The sequence below is a fragment of the Microlunatus speluncae genome (genome assembly GCF_009299835.1).
Classification (GTDB): domain Bacteria; phylum Actinomycetota; class Actinomycetes; order Propionibacteriales; family Propionibacteriaceae; genus Microlunatus; species Microlunatus speluncae.
Map to the genome: position 1 here is coordinate 76797 of NZ_VKCZ01000019.1, position 18623 is coordinate 95419.

At 72.1% G+C, this 18623-nt stretch carries 15 protein-coding genes and 1 pseudogene; 11 read left to right on the top strand and 5 right to left on the bottom strand.

Annotation, left to right across the window (positions count from 1 at the left end; all coding sequences use genetic code 11):
* Positions 1-92: 92 nt before the first annotated feature.
* Both FNH24_RS22690 and FNH24_RS22695 read right to left on the bottom strand, forming a co-directional pair.
* Entirely contained in the window at positions 93-458 is a 366-nt protein-coding gene (locus FNH24_RS22690; RefSeq protein WP_152364526.1) for a nuclear transport factor 2 family protein, read from the bottom strand.
* 55 nt (positions 459-513) lie between these two features.
* On the bottom strand, positions 514-1596 hold the full coding sequence (locus FNH24_RS22695) for a class I SAM-dependent methyltransferase (protein ID WP_152364527.1): 1083 nt from the start codon (positions 1594-1596) through the stop codon (positions 514-516).
* 120 nt (positions 1597-1716) lie between these two features.
* Here FNH24_RS22695 and FNH24_RS32485 point away from each other — a divergent pair, with 120 nt between their 5' ends.
* From FNH24_RS32485 to FNH24_RS22710, 3 genes are all read left to right on the top strand, one after another.
* Positions 1717-4812, top strand: coding sequence for an ATP-binding protein (locus tag FNH24_RS32485; protein ID WP_152364528.1), 3096 nt, complete (start codon positions 1717-1719; stop codon positions 4810-4812).
* A gap of 5 nt (positions 4813-4817) precedes the next feature.
* Positions 4818-5213 carry an SRPBCC family protein gene (locus FNH24_RS22705; RefSeq protein ID WP_152365033.1) on the top strand — a complete coding sequence of 132 codons (396 nt, stop codon included), beginning with the start codon at positions 4818-4820 and terminating at the stop codon, positions 5211-5213.
* A 115-nt stretch (positions 5214-5328) separates the two neighbouring features.
* Positions 5329-7035: a hypothetical protein gene (locus FNH24_RS22710; protein ID WP_152364529.1), complete on the top strand. Its 1707-nt coding sequence runs from the start codon at positions 5329-5331 to the stop codon at positions 7033-7035.
* Between the two features lie 66 nt (positions 7036-7101).
* Here the strand turns inward: FNH24_RS22710 and aceE are convergent, their stop codons facing one another.
* Entirely contained in the window at positions 7102-9873 is a 2772-nt protein-coding gene (gene aceE, locus FNH24_RS22715; protein WP_152364530.1) for a pyruvate dehydrogenase (acetyl-transferring), homodimeric type, read from the bottom strand.
* Positions 9874-10209: 336 nt separating this feature from the next.
* On the opposite strand from aceE, the gene FNH24_RS22720 reads away from it, so the two are divergent.
* Together FNH24_RS22720 and FNH24_RS22725 are read left to right on the top strand one after the other, a co-directional pair.
* Entirely contained in the window at positions 10210-10632 is a 423-nt protein-coding gene (locus FNH24_RS22720; RefSeq protein ID WP_152364531.1) for a DUF3052 domain-containing protein, read from the top strand.
* Positions 10523-11089, top strand: a complete 567-nt coding sequence (locus FNH24_RS22725; protein ID WP_152364532.1) for a peroxiredoxin — start codon at positions 10523-10525, stop codon at positions 11087-11089. The genes FNH24_RS22720 and FNH24_RS22725 overlap by 110 nt, the downstream gene beginning before the upstream one ends.
* A gap of 88 nt (positions 11090-11177) precedes the next feature.
* On the opposite strand, the gene FNH24_RS22730 is transcribed toward FNH24_RS22725, so the two are convergent.
* The gene (locus FNH24_RS22730; RefSeq protein ID WP_152364533.1) at positions 11178-11723 is read right to left on the bottom strand and encodes a TetR family transcriptional regulator; all 546 of its coding nucleotides are present in this window, start codon (positions 11721-11723) and stop codon (positions 11178-11180) included.
* 164 nt (positions 11724-11887) lie between these two features.
* Between FNH24_RS22730 and bioB the strand changes: the two are divergent.
* The 5 genes and pseudogenes from bioB to bioD form a co-directional block, all read left to right on the top strand.
* Positions 11888-12682 (top strand): annotated as a pseudogene (bioB, locus tag FNH24_RS32695) (biotin synthase BioB); the annotation flags it as partial.
* A gap of 228 nt (positions 12683-12910) precedes the next feature.
* Positions 12911-14203, top strand: coding sequence for an adenosylmethionine--8-amino-7-oxononanoate transaminase (locus FNH24_RS32700; RefSeq protein ID WP_425486907.1), 1293 nt, complete (start codon positions 12911-12913; stop codon positions 14201-14203).
* A complete protein-coding gene (locus tag FNH24_RS22745) occupies positions 14200-15315 on the top strand; it encodes an aminotransferase class I/II-fold pyridoxal phosphate-dependent enzyme (protein ID WP_217428443.1) in 1116 nt (371 codons plus the stop codon). The genes FNH24_RS32700 and FNH24_RS22745 overlap by 4 nt, the downstream gene beginning before the upstream one ends.
* On the top strand, positions 15312-16379 hold the full coding sequence (locus FNH24_RS22750; RefSeq protein WP_152364534.1) for a cytochrome P450: 1068 nt from the start codon (positions 15312-15314) through the stop codon (positions 16377-16379). Before FNH24_RS22745 ends, FNH24_RS22750 begins: the two co-directional genes overlap by 4 nt.
* The gene (bioD, locus tag FNH24_RS22755; RefSeq protein ID WP_152364535.1) at positions 16376-17053 is read left to right on the top strand and encodes a dethiobiotin synthase; all 678 of its coding nucleotides are present in this window, start codon (positions 16376-16378) and stop codon (positions 17051-17053) included. Before FNH24_RS22750 ends, bioD begins: the two co-directional genes overlap by 4 nt.
* A 55-nt stretch (positions 17054-17108) precedes the next feature.
* Here bioD and FNH24_RS22760 read toward each other — a convergent pair whose 3' ends face one another.
* Entirely contained in the window at positions 17109-17489 is a 381-nt protein-coding gene (locus tag FNH24_RS22760; RefSeq protein ID WP_152364536.1) for a RidA family protein, read from the bottom strand.
* Positions 17490-17686: 197 nt separating this feature from the next.
* Here FNH24_RS22760 and FNH24_RS22765 point away from each other — a divergent pair, with 197 nt between their 5' ends.
* Positions 17687-18487, top strand: coding sequence for a hypothetical protein (locus tag FNH24_RS22765; RefSeq protein WP_152364537.1), 801 nt, complete (start codon positions 17687-17689; stop codon positions 18485-18487).
* Positions 18488-18623 lie beyond the last annotated feature (136 nt).

Consider the following 18623-nt stretch of genomic DNA (forward strand, 5'->3'; position numbering starts at 1 on the left):
GGTCCACCGATTTCGGGCTCGGGTTCGTTCGTCAGCTGTCGACCATCTGATGGTCACCTTCCGTTCATCTGAAGGATTCCGGACGGATGCGATCAGTCCCAGGCCTGGGCGATCGTCTGCCGGATGATCTTGCCGTCGCGGACCGTGGAGACGGCCAGACAGGTGACGCTGTTGCCCTCGGGATAGCGGCAGTGCTGCTCGAAGGCGACGCCGTTGGCGTCGGCGACCAGCTGCGGCACCGTGTGCACGATGTCGCGGCCACAGATGTCGCGGAAGTAGGCACCGATCTCCTCGGTGCCAATCAGCACCAGCGGCGATGCCGGTGGATGATCGCGGTCGACGACATTGATCACGGCGTCGCCGGCGTAGAACGCGGTGAGGGTGGCGGCATCGCGCCGGGTGGTGGCCGCGATGAGGGCGGTGCCGTCCACGCCGGCGCCGGTGGTTGTGGTGGTCATGATGATCTCCTTGGATCGATGGTGGCTGCCGTTGGTCGGAGCCGAGTGAAGTTGATCAAGGTCTGGCCTCGAGGACGAGGTTGACCGGACTGGTGGCGGCGACCCGGACCCGGCCGAAGCCGGCGTCGCGGAGCACCGAGCTGAGGACCGCCGGGCCGGCCTGCGTGCCGAGTGCCCGTCGCCCTTCCTGCTGCAGTGAGCAGGGCGTGCAGATCATGGTCGAGGCGCCGTAGAACACCCGGCCGAGCGGATGGAGATTGTCCTCGATCCGGTCGCCGGCCATCGGCTCGACGACCATCAGCGTGCCGTCGGCGCCGAGCAGCCCGCGGGCGGCGCGGGCGGCGGCCGCCGGATCACCCAGGTCGTGCAGGCAGTCGAACATCGTCACCAGGTCGGCCGATCCCGGTGGCAGCGAGGACGCGTCGGCCACCTCGAACGTGACCCGGCCGTCGAGACCGGCGGCCGCGGCCCGGCGGCGAGCGACCGTGATCGAGGCCTCGTGATAGTCCACGCCGAGGAAGGTCGACCGGTCGAAGGCCTGGGCCATCAGCACGGTGGAGGAGCCGTGGCCGCAACCGACGTCGACGACCCGGCCGCCGGCCTCGAGCTTGGCGACGACGCTGTCCAGCGCCGGCAGCCAGGTGCCGACCAGGCTCTCGACATAGCCGGGGCGGAAGAAGCGCTCGGTGCCCTCGAACAGTTCCGGATCGTGTTCGTGCCAGCCGAAACCTGCTTCGGTACGGAAGCACTCCTCGATCTGGTCCACGTCGCGCAGGGTGGCCAGGGCCAGCTGCATCGACGCGGCGAAGAACGCCGGACTCTCCGGCTGGGCCAGGACGAACGACTGCTCGGGGGTGAGCGACCAGGTGCCGGCCGCCGGGTCGTACTGGACGTAGCCGCCGGCGGCCTGGCCGGACAGCCAGGGCCGCAGATAGATGGCGGAGGTGCCGGTCCGCCGGGCCAGTTCCTCGACCGTCACCGGGACGCCGTCGGCCATCGCCCGGTAAAGCCCGAGCCGGTCGCCGAGGACCACCAGGCCGGCGTTGAAGGTCGCCCCGAGGTCGCCGATCATGAGGCCGAGCAGGGCGTTCAGCCGATCGGTGTCGACGGCGCCGGGGCCCGCGATGGTGGTGGACATGAGGCTCTCCTCTCCTCGATCCGCCGGGCGCGGACCGGATGTCGCCGAGCGTGCCCGGCCGGCCGTCGATTCACCGTCAAAACAGCGTCAACGCCAGGAGCCGGGACTTACCCTGGTGAGATGCTCCGCTTGCGGATCTGCGGGCCGATGGCCGCCGATCTGGCGGGGATCCCGCTCGCCCTGCCGAGCAGCGAACGGGCCCGGGCGCTGATCGCCTGGCTGGCGCTGCACCCCGGACGAAACGCCCGGGCCGCGGTGGCCGCCGGGCTGTGGCCGGACGCCGGCGCGGACCGGGCCCGGGCCAATCTGCGCACCGCCGTCTGGGCCGTCCACACGGCGTGGGGCGATGCCGCCGCGGTGCTCGAGACGACCCGGACCACGCTGGCGCTGGTCGACGTGGCGGTCGATGTCGACGACGAGCCGTCACCCGACCGGGCCCCGGACGAGCTGCTGCCGGAGCTGGCCGACGACTGGGTGTTCCGGGCCCGGGCCGAGCTGGTCGATCGCCGGGCCCGGCGCCTGGTCGAGCTGGCCGACCGGGCCGAGACGGCCGGCGCCGGGACCGACGCGGTCGGCTGGTCGCGGCAGCTGGCCGCCCTGCGCCCGCACGACGAGTCGGCCCACCGGGCGCTGGTGGAGCGGTTGTTGCGGGCCGGTGAGCGGGCCGAGGCGGTGCTGGTGACCCGGGAGTTCGCGCGGCGGCTACGGGAGGAGTTGGGCGTACGGCCCTCGCCCGCGACCCGGGCCGTGCACGCGCGGACCGACGGTGGCCGGGGAACGAGCCGACGGATCCAGATCTTCGGCCGGTCGGCGGAACTGGCCTGGCTGGCCGAGCGCTGGCGGGAGGCGGCGAACGGGCGCGGGCAGGTGGTCGTGCTGGCCGGCGAGGCCGGGATCGGCAAGACCACGCTGCTGGCAGAGCTGGCCCGCCGGGTCGCCGATCAGGGTGGTCACACCGCGGTCGCGGCCGCGATCGACGTGGCCGGGGAGACGCCGTTCGCCGCCTGGCTCGAGCTGGCCCGGTCCCTGGTCGGCGGCGTCCGGCAGGTGCCGGCCGCGGCGACCTGGCCGGAGGAGCTGAACCGGCTGTCGCCCGGGCTCGGCGCCCGGCTCGGCCACCCGCACCCGCCCGCGCCGGCCACCGCCCCGGAACTCGAACGGCTCCGGGTGTCCGAGGCGCTGCTGCGGCTGGTCGAGTGGTCGTGTCTGGAGCGGCCGACGCTGCTGGCCGTCGACGACGCCCAGCGTGCGGACCGGGCGAGTCTGCGGCTGGCGGCGTACGTCGGCCGTCGGCTGCCGCAACTGCCCGCGCTGCTGCTGCTCGCCCGGCGGGACGGCGCGCGACGGCCGGAGGTCGACCAGCTGATCGCCGACCTGAGCGGGCACGGGGTCCCGGTGAGCACGCTCGCGATGCCGCCGATCAGCGACCGGGACGTGGCCGCCCTGACCCGCGCCCTGCATGATCTCGACGCCGGCCGGCTGGCCAAGGTGATCGGCGCGGCCGAGGGCAACCCGCTGCTCGCGGTCGAGGCCGCCCGGACCATCGTCGCCGGCGGCGAGGGCCCGCCGCCCAACCTCCGCGCGGCCGTCGCCGCGACGATGAGCCGGCTGCCGGCCGCGACCGTCGCGCTGGTCGAGCTGGTGGCCGCGGCGGGCCGGCCGCTGTGGCCCGGCGAGCTGGCTCGGCTGCCGGTCCCGGTCCCGGCCGACGCGGTGGCCGGCTCGGAGGGGCTGTTGACCCGCCGGGACGGGCGGCTCGGCTTCCGCCACGAACTGCTGCGGGCGGCGGTCTACGCCGACCTGGCCGACCCGGCCGGCCTGCATGACCGGCTCGCCGACGGGATCGAGCCGACCGAGCACGTCGAGCGGGCCCATCACCTGGCCCTGGCCGGCCGGGGTCGGGAGTCGGGTCGCGAGCTGGCCGCCGCGGCCGCCCGGGCGCGATCCGTGGGAGCGCTGGACGAGGCGGCCGAGCTGCTCCGGCGGGCCGTGGCGGTCGATCCGGCGGACGGCGGGCTCTGGCTCGAGCTGGCGGAGGTCTACGCCTGGGCGCACCGGCAACCGGAGCTGGAGCTCGCCTGGTCCGAGGCCCTGGTTCGGCTGCCCGCAGCGGCGCTGCCGGCGGCGTGGTGTCGGCGCGGCCGGCAGTTCCGGACCGTCAGCTGCCATCCGGCGGAGTCACTGCGGGCCTATCGCACGGCCCGCTCCCTGCTCACCGCCGACCCTGATCCGGCCGTGCTGGCCGAGGTGCTGGTCGGCCTGGCCTGGGGCGACGCCGTCGCCGGCCCCGGCACCGACAGCGAACGGCTGCTGGCCGAGGCTTCGGCGCTGACCGACCTGCGCTCCACGCTGAGCGCAGACGTGCTGGAGATCAGGATGCAGGCACTGATCCGGCAGGCTCGGTTCGCCGAGGCGGCGGCATTGATCGCCGACCCGAACGATCCCGTCGTCCGCCGGGTCGAGGCCGCCCCGGACCGGGCGTACACCGTGTTCGTCAACGCCGCCTGTGCCCTGCTCTGCGACGGGCGGGACGAGCCGGCGCTGGTGATGATCGACCGGGCCTACGAGGCGAGTGCGGCGGTGACCGGTCTGGCGCTGAAGACGCTCGCGGCCAAGGCGCAGATCCTGGCCCGGCTGGGCCGGCACGACGAGGCCGCGCGCGCCGCGGACGAGGTGCAGGACTGGGCCGACCGGATCGACGATCCGGTGCTGGCTGCCACCGCGACCCACGACCGCGGCCTGCTGGCGCTGCGCGCCGGACGGTACGGCGAGGCGGCGGAGCTGATCGGCCGTGGCCTGGCGGCGGGCGCCGAAGTCAGCCGGGTGACCGCCGGTCTGGTCCGGGCCGAGGCGCTCGCGCTGGCCGGCCGACCGGAGGAGGCCACCGCCCAGCTCCGCGCCGCCCTGCAGGAGTCGGTCGGCCGGGCCGATCAGGCCTGGGCGCTGGTGCCGCGGGTGGCCTGGGTGCAGGCCCTGATCGCCCAGGCCCGGGGCAGCTTCGGCCTGGCCCAGCGGCGGCTGGCGGAGTCGGCGGCGGCCTGGCAGCGGGTCGCCGGAGCCGCCGCGGGCGAAGCGGGCGACGGCTATCTGGCCAGCCTGGTCGACCTGGGCCGGCCGCCGATCATCGGTCTGGTCGAGCCGGGACGCGAGCTGGAGCGGATCGCGGAACTGAGCGCCCGGGTCGATGCCGCGGCCGCCGTCGAGTCGGTGCGGTGAGTCCGATGCCGTCGTTCACGCTGAACCGTCGCAGCGCCGGTCCGGTCGAGGCGGTGTGGAAGCTGCTGCACGACCCGACCCGGTTCCCCGACTGGTGGCAGGGCGTCGAGACCGTCGCGGTGCGCACGGCCGACCCGGACTCTTCGGCGTACACGATGTGGCCGGCCGGCTATCCCGACTTCCCGATGGAGCAGCGGCTGGACGCGACGCCCGGCCGGGTCACCATCTCCTGCCTGGTCTCGGAGCTGATCTTCGTCTGGCGGCTCCGCGAGGACGGCAGCGGCACCGAGATCGAAGTCACCGTCGAGCTGCCCGAGCGGGAGGCCCGTCGGCTCGATGATCAACGGCGGCTGATCGAGGAGTCGCTGCTGACGTTGGCCCGGCTGGCCGTCGACGACTGACCGGGTTTCTGTCAGCTGTTGCTGGCCTGTTCGTCACCTTCCCGACATCTCCGACCCCTCTGCTGGGTACGCGAGCGGCACCGGCCGCTCGCCTCAGAGAGCTTCAGGGGTGACGATGTCCGCGACGGTCGACGGCGCGCCCCGGCCCGTCCTTGATCAGGAGCGCCGGTCGGTCCGGGCCGTGCTGCCGACCATGATCATGACGGCGATGATCTTGGTCGCGGCCGGATGTGCGCTGCTGCTGCCGCTGAACGGCGACGTCCGATTCGAGGCCGGCGTCGAGCAGACGTCACCCCGGCCGGTGGCCGACACGTTCACCCATCGCCCGCTGGCGTACCGGCTGATCATGTCGGCCGTCTTCGCCCCGGCCCGGCTGTTGGGCGAGAGCAGCCGCGGCTTCGAGCTGGCAATGCAGGCCTCCGCGCTGCTGCTCTGCGTGCTCGCCGCCCTGCTGCTGCACCGCGCGTTGACCGATCGCGGTCTGCCGACCGCGACCACGCGGCCGCTGGCAATCGCGGTCGGCGGCTGCATCGGCTTGCAGGGCGCGGTCTCGGTCTGGGAGCCGGACTGGCTTGCGCTGCTGCTGACCGCGCTCGCCGTGTCGGTCGGGCTGCTCGGCCGCGACGATCGCCGGACCTGGCTGCCGGCGGCGGTCGGCGCCGGCGTGCTGCTGGCCGCCGCGGCGTCGATCAAGTTCGTCACGCTGCCGATCGCGTTGATCGGGCTGGTGCTGATCACCGTCCTGCACCGGCGCCGGGCGATCGCCGCGACGTTGGCGGCCGGGGCCGCCGGGATCGCCGGGATCGGGCTGACGGCCTGGCTCTGGCCGCGTGAGTTGCGGTGGCTGGCCGAGCTCTCGGCCCTGCAGCCGCCCAACACCGAACCGGTCTGGCGGGCCTTGCTCGGGCTGGGCTGCGCGCTGCTGGCCTGGCCGGTGACGATCATGCTCCCGGCCGCGCTATCGGTGCTGATCGCCGGCCGGCCGGCGCGGGTCAGGCTCGGCCACGGTGCGGTCGCGGCCGTGGTGCTGCTGCTCGCGTCGCTGCCCGCGGTCGTCCAACAGCAGTTCTTCATCTATCACTTCGTCGCGTTCCCGGTGATCACGGCCGCCGTGCTGGTGCTGGCCGTCGTCCGGGCCGACCGGCGGACGGCGGCCCGGTTGGTGATCGGCACCGCACTGGCCGGGCTCACGACCGCGGTGATCATCCGGCTGCCGGCACCCTGGCGGGTTGATCATCCGGCCGCGTTCGTGACCGGCCTGATCGCGGCCATGATCATCGCCGTTCTGATCGTGCGCCGGCCCGGCCGAGCGTCCGGCCCGGCGCCGAAGATGGCGGTGACCGCGGCGGCCGCCGTCTGCTGCGCGAGCATGATCGGCATCGTCGCGCCGGGGCCGACCGGCACGGCCCCGCTGAGTGAGCTGCCGCAGACCGGGCTGGTCAACATCTACACCGCCGAGGCGTCCGATCAGCGCCAGGAGTCGGCCCGGCAGGTGCGCCGGTTGATCGGCGTCGACACCCCGGTGCTCTATCTCGCCTTCGGCGACGTCAACTATTTCGTCCGCAACCCGACGCCCTGCGACTATCCGGCAGCCGTCTGGCTGCAGCGCGCCCGCTACAACCCGTCGGTCGTCGACACCACCAGCTACGCCGAGAACCTCGCCTGTCTGGACGACCCGGCGCCGCGGTTCCTGCTGATCGACGGCGGCTGGTTCCAGCTGCCCAAACAGCCGGACCAGGTGCAACGCCTGATCACCACCCGCTACGCCTGCACCGACGCCCGGAAGATCGACGACCTCCTGATCTGCCCCCGCCGCCCCTGAAACCCCCGAGTTGTCAGACTCTCACCACGCCAGGGCATGGTGAGAGTCTGACAACTCGGGGTTGGGTCAGGCGCCGGCGCCCTCTTGGGCCACGCCGGCTACGGCGGTCGGGTCGCCCAGCTCGTACTGGCGGTAGGCCTCGGCGGCGGCGTGGCGGTCGTACTTGCCTTCCCGGGCCAGGGTCTGCAGGGTGGCGACGACGATGGCCTGGGCGTCGACCTGGAAGTAGCGTCGCGCCGCGGCCCGGGTGTCGGCGAAACCGAACCCGTCGGTGCCGAGCGAGCACCAGGTGTGCTGCACCCAAGGGGCGATCTGGTCCTGCACCGCGCGCATGTAGTCGCTGACCGCGATCACCGGACCCTGCCGGCCGTGCAGCGCCTGGGTGACGTAGGGCCAGTGCCGGTCCTCGTCGGGATGGTTGAGGTTGTACTTCTCCACCTCGACCGCGTCCCGGCGCAGCTCGTTCCACGAGGTGACCGACCAGACGTCGGCCGACACGCCCCAGTCCTCGGCCAAGATCTTTTGCGCGGCCAGCGCATTCGGCATCGCGACACCGGAGGCCAGGATCTGCGCCCGGGATGCGTTCTCGTCCTGGTTGGGCGAAGCGGTGTAGTGGTAGAGACCCTTGAGCAGACCGTCCACGTCGAGCTCGGCCGGCGCGCCTGGCTGGTGCACCGGCTCGTTGTAGACGGTGATGTAGTAGATCAGGTTCTCGCCCTCGGGGTGATCATCGTCGGTGCCGAAGCCGTACATCCGGCGCAGCCCCTCCTTGACGATGTGGGCCACCTCGAAGCCGAACGCCGGGTCGTAGTGCACCACCGCCGGGTTGGAGCTGGCCAACAGCGGGGAGTGCCCGTCGGCGTGCTGCAGCCCCTCGCCGGTCAGCGTGGTCCGACCGGCCGTCGCGCCGATCAGGAACCCGCGGGCCAGCTGGTCGGCCATCGCCCAGATGGAGTCGCCGGTGCGCTGGAACCCGAACATCGAATAGAAGATGTAGAACGGGATCATCGGCTCGCCGTGCATCGAGTACGCCGAGCCGGCCGCGATCGTCGAGCCCATCGCGCCGGCCTCGGAGATGCCCTCGTGCAGCAGCTGGCCCTCGGTGGATTCCTTGTACGACAGCAGAAGCTTGCGGTCGACCGAGTCGTACGTCATCCCGTGCGGCGAATAGATCTTGGCCGTCGGGAACATCGAATCCATGCCGAAGGTGCGGAACTCGTCCGGCGCGATCGGCACGATCCGGCGGCCGATCTCGGGATCGCGCATCAGATCCCGGAGCAGCCGGACGAAGGCCTGAGTGGTCGCGACCTTGGCCTTCTCGCCGGCCGACTCCATCAGCGGGGCGTAGATCTCGTCACCGGGCAGCTTGACGATCGTCGGCTTGACCCGCCGCTCCGGCAGATAGCCGCCGAGCGCCTTGCGCCGCTCCTGCAGGTACTCGTACTCGTCGGAATCCGTGCCCGGGTGGAAATACGGCGGGTTGTAGGCGTCGGCGAGTTGATCATCGGCGATCGGCAGGTAGAGCCGGTCGCGGAACGCCTTCAGATCGTCGGTGGTCAGCTTCTTCATCTGATGGGTGGCGTTGCGCGCCTCGAGCGCGTCGATCGTCCACCCCTTCACCGTCTGGGCCAAGATCACGGTCGGCTGCCCGACGTGCTCGGTCGCCGCCTTGAACGCCGCGTACACCTTGCGGTAGTCGTGGCCGCCGCGGGACAGATGGCGAAGATCATCATCGGAGAGACCCGAGACCAGCTTCTGCAGCCGCGGGTCGCCGCCGAAGAAGTTCTCCCGGATGTAGCCGCCGTTCTCCACCGAGTAGGTCTGGAACTGGCCGTCCGGCGTGGTGTTCATCTTGTTCACCAGCACGCCGTCGCGATCGGCCGCCAGTAGCGGATCCCAGTCCCGGCCCCAGAGCACCTTGATCACGTGCCAGCCGGCGCCGAGGAAGATCGACTCCAGCTCCTGGACGATCTTGCCATTGCCGCGGACCGGGCCGTCCAGTTGCTGCAGGTTGCAGTTGATCACCCAGGTGAGGTTGTCCAGCTCCTCCCGCGCGGCCAGGCCGATCGCGCCGAGGGATTCGGGCTCGCCCATCTCGCCGTCGCCGAGGAACGCCCAGACCTGCTTGTCGGCCGTGTCGACGATGCTCCGGTTGAGCAGATAGCGGTTGAACCGGGCCTGATAGATCGAATTGATGCCGGTGAGGCCCATCGAGACCGTCGGGAACTCCCAGAACTGGGGCATCAACCGCGGGTGCGGGTAGGAGGACAGGCCGTTGCCCTGGCCGCGGGACACCTCCTGTCGGAAGCCGTCCAGATGATCGGTGGTGAGCCGGCCCTCGAGATAGGCGCGGGCATAAATGCCGGGCGAGGCGTGACCCTGGATGAAGATGTGGTCGCCGCCGCCCGGGTGGTCCTTGCCGCGGAAGAAGTGGTTGAAGCCGACCTCATACAGGCTGGCGGCGCTCTGATAGGTGGCGATGTGGCCGCCGACCTCGAGCCCCTTCCGGTTGGCCTTGCTGACCATGATCGCGGCGTTCCACCGGATGAAGGCGCGGATCCGGCGCTCGACGTGCTCGTCGCCGGGGAACCACGGCTCCGACTCCGGCGGGATCGTGTTGATGTAGTCGCTGCTGCGCAACGCCGGCAGCCCGATCTGACGCTCCCGGGCCCGCTCGAGCAGCTTCAGCATGATGAACCGGGCGCGGTGCTTGCCCTGTTCATCCAGCAGGCCGTCCAGCGACTCCAGCCATTCGCTCGTTTCCTCGGGATCGATATCGGGGATCTGCGACGGCAAACCCTCGGCGGTGATAGCCGGTCGAGGTCCGGGCTTGGCCATTGAAGGCTCCTCTTCATCAACTCCCGGCGGGGTGTGCCGGGACCCTGCACTCACGGATACACCCAATCCTGTCACTCCGGCGGAAGGAAGTCTCAACCGCGTCCCGGCGGACGAATCGAGCGAGGCTCCCCCGGGAGACGTCCTACCTCCTGGGCCTAGCTCGTGCACGATCGTCGGGCAGATGCGAGAATTTGTGCGAGACTCGCCGGGGCGTGTCCAGGGTTCCCCCAGGACGTACGGCTCTGGCAGGCTGGGCGCCACGTATTAGTTCCCTCGGGTTCGTCCGCGTGCCAGCGGGTGGGTCCGGGGGAGGGGAACTCGAGTGGAGGCAGGGGAGTGAGTTCGTCAAGGCCCGAGGCCGAAGGTCCCGGGGACAACAAGCTGGGTCTGACCAGCGGGCAGGTCGTGCAGGAACTCGGCTGGGACGAGGATGCCGACGAGAATGTCCGAGTCATGGTCGAGGACTCGATCGACGGCGAGTTGTTCGAAGAAGTCATGGAAGCCGCCGAGGTCGTCCTGATGTGGTGGCGGGACAGCGACGGTGATCTTGCGGACGGTCTGGTCGACGCGTTGACCGACCTGGCCGAGGACGGTTACGTCTGGCTGATGACCCCCAAGGTCGGCCGCGAGGGTTTCGTCGATCCGACCGATGTCGCCGAGGCCGCGGTCTCAGCCGGGCTGTCGGTCACGATCGGGGTGTCGGTGTCCTCCGACTGGGCCGCCAACAAGCTGGTGCGGCCCAAGAGCGGGCGGCGGTGACGGCGTAGCACCGCTTCGCACCGGCGATCGGGCGCCGGAATTCGTCACCCGTAATCAGCACGGACAGGATCTGCGGCTGTCCGCGATGCATGGCCGGCGGGTGGCTCTGATCTTCTACCCCTGGGCCTTCTCCTCGATCTGTACGTCGGAGTTGACCGAGCTCCGCGATGCCCAGCCGAGGCTGGCCGCTCTCGACCTCGAGGTGCTGGCCGTCTCCTGCGACCCGATGTTTTCGCTCCGGGCCTACTCCGATGCCGAACGGCTCCCGTTCGACCTGCTCACCGACTGGTGGCCGCACGGCCGGATCGCCGGCGACTACGGTGTCTTCGACCCCGAGCGGGGCTGCGCCCTCAGGGGTACGTTCATCGTCGGCCCGGACGGGGTGCTCGAGCACGCCTCGGTGACCGCCATCGGTGAGCGGCGTGACCTGCTCGCCCTCCTCGGCGCCGGGGGCTGATCCGGTCGGGGTGGGAGTTGCCGGGAGCGCCGTCTCGAACAGGCACTCCCGAAGGGCACCAGCCATGCAGTTCATTCACGAGACATCGTCAGGCATGGGCGCGACGGGCCGTGCCGCCGACGATGACCTCGATCCCGAACCGGAAGTCGTCGGGCACCTGCTCCTCCCGCTCGGCGCCGCGGGGCAGGTGGCCGGCGCGTTCGAGTTCGCTCCGGTTCTGCTCCTCGGCGACGGAGCCGAGCACGTAGAGCACCAGGGTTCTTCCCGCCCAGCGGGCCTGGTCCGACGACAGCCCGCTGCCGAAGCTCTCGTACAGCTTTCGCAGCGGACGCAGGCCGTCGGGACGGAGGGCGAGCGCGAAGGAGACGACTTCGGCGCCGTCGCGAACGGCGAGCAGGGCCGCTCGGAGGTCGATCGCGGCTTCGATCGGATCGGCCGGCGCCGGGCTCAGTGGGGCGATGATCCGCTCGGCCAGGTCGGCCAGGAGTTCCTGCTTGCTCGGCACATGCCAGTAGAGCGCGCCGGGGGCGACGCCGAGATCGGTGGCCAGCCGGCGCATCGACAGCGTCGCCAGGCCGTGCTCGCGGAGCAGCCGGAAGCCGCAGTCGAGGATCTGGTCTCGGTTCAGTGCCACCCGTGCTCCCGTCTCGATCTCGGCGGCGATGCTACTCTTGAACAGTGTTCAAGAGCGCTGTTGAGTTGACTGCCCTGGCCGACCGGCAACTGGCCGGTGGCGTCCTCACCGAGGACCAAGGGCTCGCTCTGCTGGCTACCCCGGGCCACCTGCTGCTCGACCTGGTGGCCGCCGGCGGTCGGCTCCGGCGGGCCGCGTTCGGGACCACCGTGAAGGTGAACTACCTGGTCAACCTCAAGTCCGGGCTCTGCCCCGAGGACTGTGGGTACTGCTCCCAGCGGCTCGGCTCGGCAGCGGAGATCCTGAAGTACTCCTGGCTGAGCACCGACGAGGCCGTCGCGCAGGCCACGGCCGGGGTGCGCGGCGGTGCGTCCCGCGTCTGCCTGGTCGCCAGCGGCCGAGGCCCGGCGACGCGCGACCTGGACCGGATCGCCGACGTCGTCGGCAACCTCAAGCGGGAGCATCCCGAGGTCGAGGTCTGCGCCTGCCTCGGCCTGCTCCGCGACGGTCAGGCGGAACGGCTCCGCGAGGCCGGCGTGGACGCCTACAACCACAACCTCAACACCAGCGAATCCCGCTACACCGAGATCTGCACGACCCACGAGTACGCCGACCGGGTGGCCACCGTCGAGAAGGCCCGCGGCGCCGGCCTGTCCCCGTGTTCCGGCCTGATCGTCGGGATGGGGGAGAGCGACCGCGAACTCGTGGCCGCGGTGTTCGCGCTGCGGGAGCTGGGCAGTGACTCGATCGCGGTCAACTTCCTGATCCCGTTCGAAGGCACGCCGCTGGCCGGGGTCAACCTGCTGTCACCGGAGCACTGCCTGCGGATCCTCGCTCTGGTCCGCTTCGCCTGCCCGCGGTCGGAGGTACGGCTGGCCGGGGGTCGGGAACTGCACCTGCGGACACTGCAGCCGCTGGCGTTGCACCTGGCCAACTCCCTGTTCCTCGGTGACTACCTGACCAGCGAGGGGCAGGCCGCGCAGGCCGACCTGGAGCTGATCGCCGACGCCGGGTTCGAGGTGTTGAAGGCCGGGGCCGATCCGGCTCCGGAGCCGGTACGGGTGCCGACGGTGGTCCCGCGGCGGCGCGGGGCGGGGACGCTGATCGCGCCGAACGCGGAGACCGGACCCGCTGCGGAGCCGGATCCGGCCGAGATCGGCGGCGATCTGATCGAGCGGGATCGCGGCCTGCTCTGGCATCCGTACGCGCCGCTGGACGGACCGGCCCCCTATGCGGTGACCCGGGCCGAGGGAGTCCGGCTCGGGCTGACCGGGCCGGACGGCCGGCGCCACACGGCGATCGACGCGATGAGTTCGTGGTGGACCGCTGTGCACGGCTACCGGAATCCGGTCCTGGACCGGGCGGCGACCGAACAGGTGGGCCGGTTCAGTCACGTCATGTTCGGCGGGCTGACTCACGAGCCGGCGGTCCGGCTCGCCGAACGCCTGGTCCGGGTGGCGCCGGCCGGGCTGCGGCACGTCTTCTTCGCCGACTCCGGCTCGGTCGCGGTCGAGGTCGCGATCAAGCTGGCGCTGCAGTATCAGGCGGCGGCCGGACGACCGGGACGGCAGCGGCTGGCCGCGCTGCGCGGGGCCTATCACGGTGACACGGCCGCGGCGATGAGCCTGGGCGACCCGGACAGCGGGATGCACGCGGTCTTTCCCCGATTGCTGCCGGAGCAGGTCTTCCTGCCGCAACCGCCGGCCGCGGCCCTGGTCGCGGGGCGGATCGCCGGTGAGACGGACCCGGCGGCCGTGGACCGCTGGATCGCCGAGGTCGAGTTGATCATCGCCGAGGCCGCGGATCGGCTGGCCGCGATCATGGTGGAACCCGTGCTGCAGAACGCCGGCGGCATGCACGCCTACCCGCCGCGCTGCCTGGCCGCGTTGCGACGGATCGCCGATGATCATGATCTGTTGTTGATCACCGACGAGATCGCCACCGGGTTCAGCCGGACCGGGCCGCTGTTTGCGGTGGACTGGGCCGGGATCGCGCCGGACGTCGCCTGCGTCGGCAAGGCTCTGACCGGCGGCTACCTGTCGCTGGCCGCCGTGCTGTGCCACCCGCGGGTGGCCGAGGCGGTGACCCGTTCGCCGCAGCGGGCGCTGCTGCACGGCCCGACCTTCATGGCCAATCCGCTGGCCTGCTCCGTGGCCGACGCCTCCCTGGGGCTGCTCGAGTCGATGCCGGTCCGGGACCTGGTGGAAGGCATCGGTGCCGGGTTCGCGACGGCGCTCGAACCGGCGCGGGCGCTGACCTGCGTCCGGGACGTACGGGCGCTGGGCGCGGTCGGCGTGATCGAGTTGACCGGCCCGGTCGACGTGCCCGCAGTGACGCGGGCGGCCCTCGATCTCGGCGTCTGGCTGCGGCCCTTCCGCAACCTGGTCTACGCGATGCCGCCGTACGTCACCGAAGCCGACGACGTGGCCCGGATCGGCGCCGCCATGGTGGCCGCGGTGGACCGGGTGCACGGGCGGTGAACGGGCTCGAAGCACGGCTCGCGACGGCGGCCCGGGGCCGGGCCCGGCATCGGATGATCAGGACGGCCGAGCCGCGCCCGGCCGGGATCGACCTGGCCTCCAACGACTATCTCGGCCTGATCCGGGACCCGCGGCTGGTCGCGGCGGCGGTGACGGCGCTGCAGCGGTACGGCACCGGCGCCGGCGCTTCCCGGGTCGTCACCGGGACGGTGCCGGTGCACCGAGAGCTCGAGGACGAGCTGGCGGCGTTGACCGGTCAGCCGGCGGCGCTGGTCTTCGCCAGCGGCTACGCGGCCAACCTCGGCTTGCTCGGATCGATCGGCGGGCCGGGCACCATGATCGCGCTGGACGCGCACGCGCATGCTTCGCTGATCGACGGTGCCCGGCTGTCTGGCGCGGTCGTGCGTTTCTGGCCGCACAACGATCTGGCCGCGCTGGCCGAGCTGCTGGGCGCCGCCGACCGCCGGGTCGTGGTCGTCGTCGAGTCCGTCTACTCGGTGCTCGGTGACGCGGCCGACCTGCCCCGGCTGGCGGAGCTGTGCGCGGACCGGGACGCGACCCTGGTGGTGGATGAGGCGCACGGTCTCGGGGTGACCGGAGCCGGCCACGGCTCGGTGTGGGCCGCCGGGCTGGCCGGGGTCGGTCACGTGCTGGTCACCGCGTCGCTGTCCAAGGCGCTCGGCGCGCAGGGCGGGGTGGTGCTGGGCTCCGACCGGCTCCGGGAGCACTTGATCAACACCGCGCGGACCTTCGTCTTCGACACCGGTCTCGCTCCGGCGGCGGCTGCGGCCGCCGCCGAGGCGTGCCGGATCGTCCGCTCGGAGCCGGAGCGGGTCGCCGCCCTGCGGGCCGTGGCGGAGGCGATCGCCGCCGGTTGGGGCCGGCCGGTCGCGGCCGGAGCGGTGCAGTCGCTGCCGGCCGGGAGCGCCGGGGCGGCCGAGAGCGTCGCCCGGCAGCTGACCACCGAAGGCGTCCTGGTCGGTTGTTTCCGGCCGCCGAGCGTGCCCGACGGCATCTCCCGGATCCGGCTCACCGCCCGGGCCGATCTTGATCCGGCGATGGCCCTCGGGGTGGCCCGGCGCGTGCCGGCCCTGCTGGCGGGAGCGGAATGACCGGGTGCCCGGTGCGATTCGGCGGGACGGACTATCAGCAGGTCGAGGATCCCGCCGCCGTCCGGGAGGTGTTCGGCCGGGTGGCCGACTTCCCACCGGCGAACGCGCTGACCGCGGCCCAGCCGCTGAGCCGGGCCGCCCTGGACGTGCTGGCCGGCGCGGGGGTCTCGCTGCCCCCGGTGTTGGCGTCGGCGTCCGGGGAGCTGCATGCCCGGACCCGGCGGGTCGTGGCCCGCTTCTTCTCGCCGGGCCGGTCGGCGGCGACGGAGCCGGCCATCGTCGCTCGTACGATCGCGGCGACCGAGCGGATCCGGGCCGGTCTCGGAGCCGGTCCGGTGGATCTGGCCACCGAGCTGTCCCGGCAGGTGCCGGCGGCCGTGCTGGGCGAGCTGATCGGGGTGACGCTGCCGCCGCCGGAGGTGCTGCAACCCTGGAGCCGGGACTCCCTGGAACTGTTCTGGGGCGCGCCGGACGGCGACCGGCAGCTGCAGTTGGCCCACTCGGTGGCGACCTTCTACCGCTGGCTGCACGCTCAGGTCCTGGCCTGCGAGGGGCCGGCGGACGGGCTGTTCGGTGCGCTCCGGGCGGCCGGATTGTCGCTGCGCCAGCGCTGCTCGCTCGGCTTCTTCTTGATCATCGCCGGCCAGGAGACGACCGTCCAGTTGATCAACATCGGGCTGCTGCGAGCGATCACCCGCACCGGTTGCTGGGCGGAGCTCGCCGATCGGGACCGCGCCGGCCACTTCGTCCGGCGGTTGCTCGCCACCGAGTCGTCGGTGCCGGCCTGGCGCCGGATCGCCGGCCAGGACGGCACGATCGCGGGCCGGCCGGTCGTCCGGGGCACCGAGCTGTTGCTCCGGCTGACCGGCGATGATCATGGTCTGGCGTTCGGCTACGGCGTCCACCGTTGTCTGGGGGCGACCCTGGCCGAGCTGGAGACGACCCTGGTGCTGCACACCGCCGCCCGCGAGCTGCCCGGCCTGGAGCTCGCCGGACCCGAACCCGACTGGATCAGGCTGCTCTGCTTCCAGACCCCGCGCACGGTCCTGGTCCGGGCCGGATGATCACCCGTTGGCCGCCGGTCTCGCTGATCACCGGCACCGACACCGGCGTGGGGAAGACGATCACCGCGGCGGCGCTGGCCGCCGTGCTGCTGGCCGAGGGCCGGTCGGTCGCCGGCTACAAGCCGGTCCAGGCCGGGGATCTCGACGAGGAGCCGGACGCGGTCCGGGCCGCCAGGTTGTCCGGAGCGACCTGGCGGCAGGGCATCGGCCTGCGCGACCCGATGGCGCCCCTGGCCGCGGCGGAACGGGAGGGCCGATCCCTGCCCACGCTGCAAGATCACCGGGACCGGATCACCGAACTCCGGCGGAGCCACCGGCACCTGGTGATCGAGGGTGCGGGCGGAGTCCTGGTCGAGCTCGATCACGCGGGCACGACGATCGCCGACCTCGCCCGCTCCATCGGGCCGGCCGCCGGGGTGATCGTGGTCTGTCGCAGCGGGCTCGGCACGCTGAACCACACAGCGCTCACCCTCGAGGCCTTGCGCCACCGCGGCGCCACCGTCGCCGGGCTGGTGATCGGCAGCTGGCCGCCGACCCCGACCCCGATCGACCTCGACAACCGTGACCGCCTGGCCCGCCTCGGCGCCCCGCTCCTGGGCTGCATCCGGTCGGGAGCCGGCCGGCTGACCCCGGCCCGGTTCCGTACCGCTGCGTCCGAATGGTTTCGGCCCTGACCGCGTACGACCTTGATCACGGCGCGGCGGCCCGAGAGAAGCTGATCAAGAAGGGTCAGCCGGCGGCGATGGCCTCGATCTCCACCAGCAGCCGCGGGTCGGCCAGCTGACCGACGATCAGCAGCGTCGCCGCCGGGCCCGGCTGAGGCACGGCGCCACCGCCGGCCTGGAAGAACCCCTCCAGGTTGGCCGGGTCGGTCAGATAGATCGTGTATTTGATCACCTGCTCGGTCGTCAGGCCGGCCTCGTCCAGCACGGCCTGCAGATTGCCGATCGCGATCGTGGTCTGCTCGGCGATGCCCTCGCCCATCGTGCCGTCGCCCCTGACTCCGACCTGACCGGAGACGAACAGCAGCCGCTCGGGCTGGGTGATCAAGACGCCGGGGCTGAGGAAGGGTTGCGGGGCGATGCTGGCCGGATTGATGTGAGTGATCATGATCGGTCCTTGTCTGTCGGATCGTTCCCTGACGGAGCTGCCGGACCGCAATCGGGCGGGACCGGCGGCCCGGGGACTCGACCTCGCACCGAAGGCCCCGAACGTGCACCAGCATGCCGGGCGCCACTGACAACCGGGCTCGGCGACGGGTCGCGCGGCACCGATCGGATGGCCGGGTGGTGGGCGATACTCGCGGGATGACGATCATCCGGCGGACAGTGCGGCGCTGGGTCGCGCTGGCGGTGACCGGGCTGCTGGCGGTCGCCGGCTGTGCGTTGCTGCCGCCGGAGCCGGTGCCGCTGGTGCCGTTCACCGACTTCAGCATCACCACCACCGGCGGCATCGCCGGGATCTACCGCGAGCTGCGGATCTCCGCCGACGGTGACGTCCTGGTGCTCTCCGACGATCCGCGCGTCGGCCGGATCGGCCGGGCCACTCTGGACCGACTGCGGACCCTGCTGGAGTCGGAGGGACTGCGCCGCGACGTGGCGCGGTTGCGGGACGACCGGAGCGAGTCCCGGTGCTCCGACGCGTTCCAGACGACGCTGCGGATGGGCGAACTGGTGGCGACCGGGACCGACACCTGTGGCCTGGTGCCGACCCCGGCGCTGGACGAGCTCGACGTGATCGTCCAGCCGTTCTGGAAGGGCTTCTTCGAGGAACCGCTGCCGGAGGGTCCGCGGCCGCCCCGGATCGTGGTCCAGGCCGTGCAGTCCGGTCAGCCGACGCCGACGCGCATCGAGCTCGAAGGTGACCGGGCCACCCTGTTCTCCAGCGGCACCAAGCCGGACACCAGCGTGCTCGACCCAGAACTGCTGGCCGTGCTGCAGGTGCTGGCCGCGGCGCCGCCCTGCCGGCCCGACCACGAGCTCGACGACGGCTACCGGATCCGGATCGGTGATCAACCGCCGAGCCCAGTGATCGGCGGCCGCCCCGGCCGGACCTGCCCGGAGCTGAGCACGATCGCGGCCATCGCCCTGGACGCCGTCGACGCCTGACCGGGTCCAGCCCTCGTTCGCCGGATCGCCCTTCGACCCGATGCGATATCCACGAGGATGGCGGTACGGCTGGAAACACCAAGTACTCAGCGGAGTTCAGGGCTAAGTGCTACTCATCGACAGCCAGCACGACGGG

Bases quoted from the DNA above. Each gene is read 5' to 3' on its own strand.
- FNH24_RS22705 (WP_152365033.1), top strand. From the start codon at position 4,818: ATGCCGTCGTTCACGCTGAACCGTCGCAGCGCCGGTCCGGTCGAGGCG.
- FNH24_RS22725 (WP_152364532.1), top strand. From the start codon at position 10,523: ATGTCGCCGAGGCCGCGGTCTCAGCCGGGCTGTCGGTCACGATCGGGG.
- FNH24_RS22695 (WP_152364527.1), bottom strand. From the start codon at position 1,596: ATGTCCACCACCATCGCGGGCCCCGGCGCCGTCGACACCGATCGGCTG.
- FNH24_RS22750 (WP_152364534.1), top strand. From the start codon at position 15,312: ATGACCGGGTGCCCGGTGCGATTCGGCGGGACGGACTATCAGCAGGTC.
- aceE (WP_152364530.1), bottom strand. From the start codon at position 9,873: ATGGCCAAGCCCGGACCTCGACCGGCTATCACCGCCGAGGGTTTGCCG.
- bioD (WP_152364535.1), top strand. From the start codon at position 16,376: ATGATCACCCGTTGGCCGCCGGTCTCGCTGATCACCGGCACCGACACC.
- FNH24_RS22765 (WP_152364537.1), top strand. From the start codon at position 17,687: ATGACGATCATCCGGCGGACAGTGCGGCGCTGGGTCGCGCTGGCGGTG.
- FNH24_RS22710 (WP_152364529.1), top strand. From the start codon at position 5,329: ATGTCCGCGACGGTCGACGGCGCGCCCCGGCCCGTCCTTGATCAGGAG.
- FNH24_RS32485 (WP_152364528.1), top strand. From the start codon at position 1,717: ATGCTCCGCTTGCGGATCTGCGGGCCGATGGCCGCCGATCTGGCGGGG.
- FNH24_RS22760 (WP_152364536.1), bottom strand. From the start codon at position 17,489: ATGATCACTCACATCAATCCGGCCAGCATCGCCCCGCAACCCTTCCTC.
- FNH24_RS22690 (WP_152364526.1), bottom strand. From the start codon at position 458: ATGACCACCACAACCACCGGCGCCGGCGTGGACGGCACCGCCCTCATC.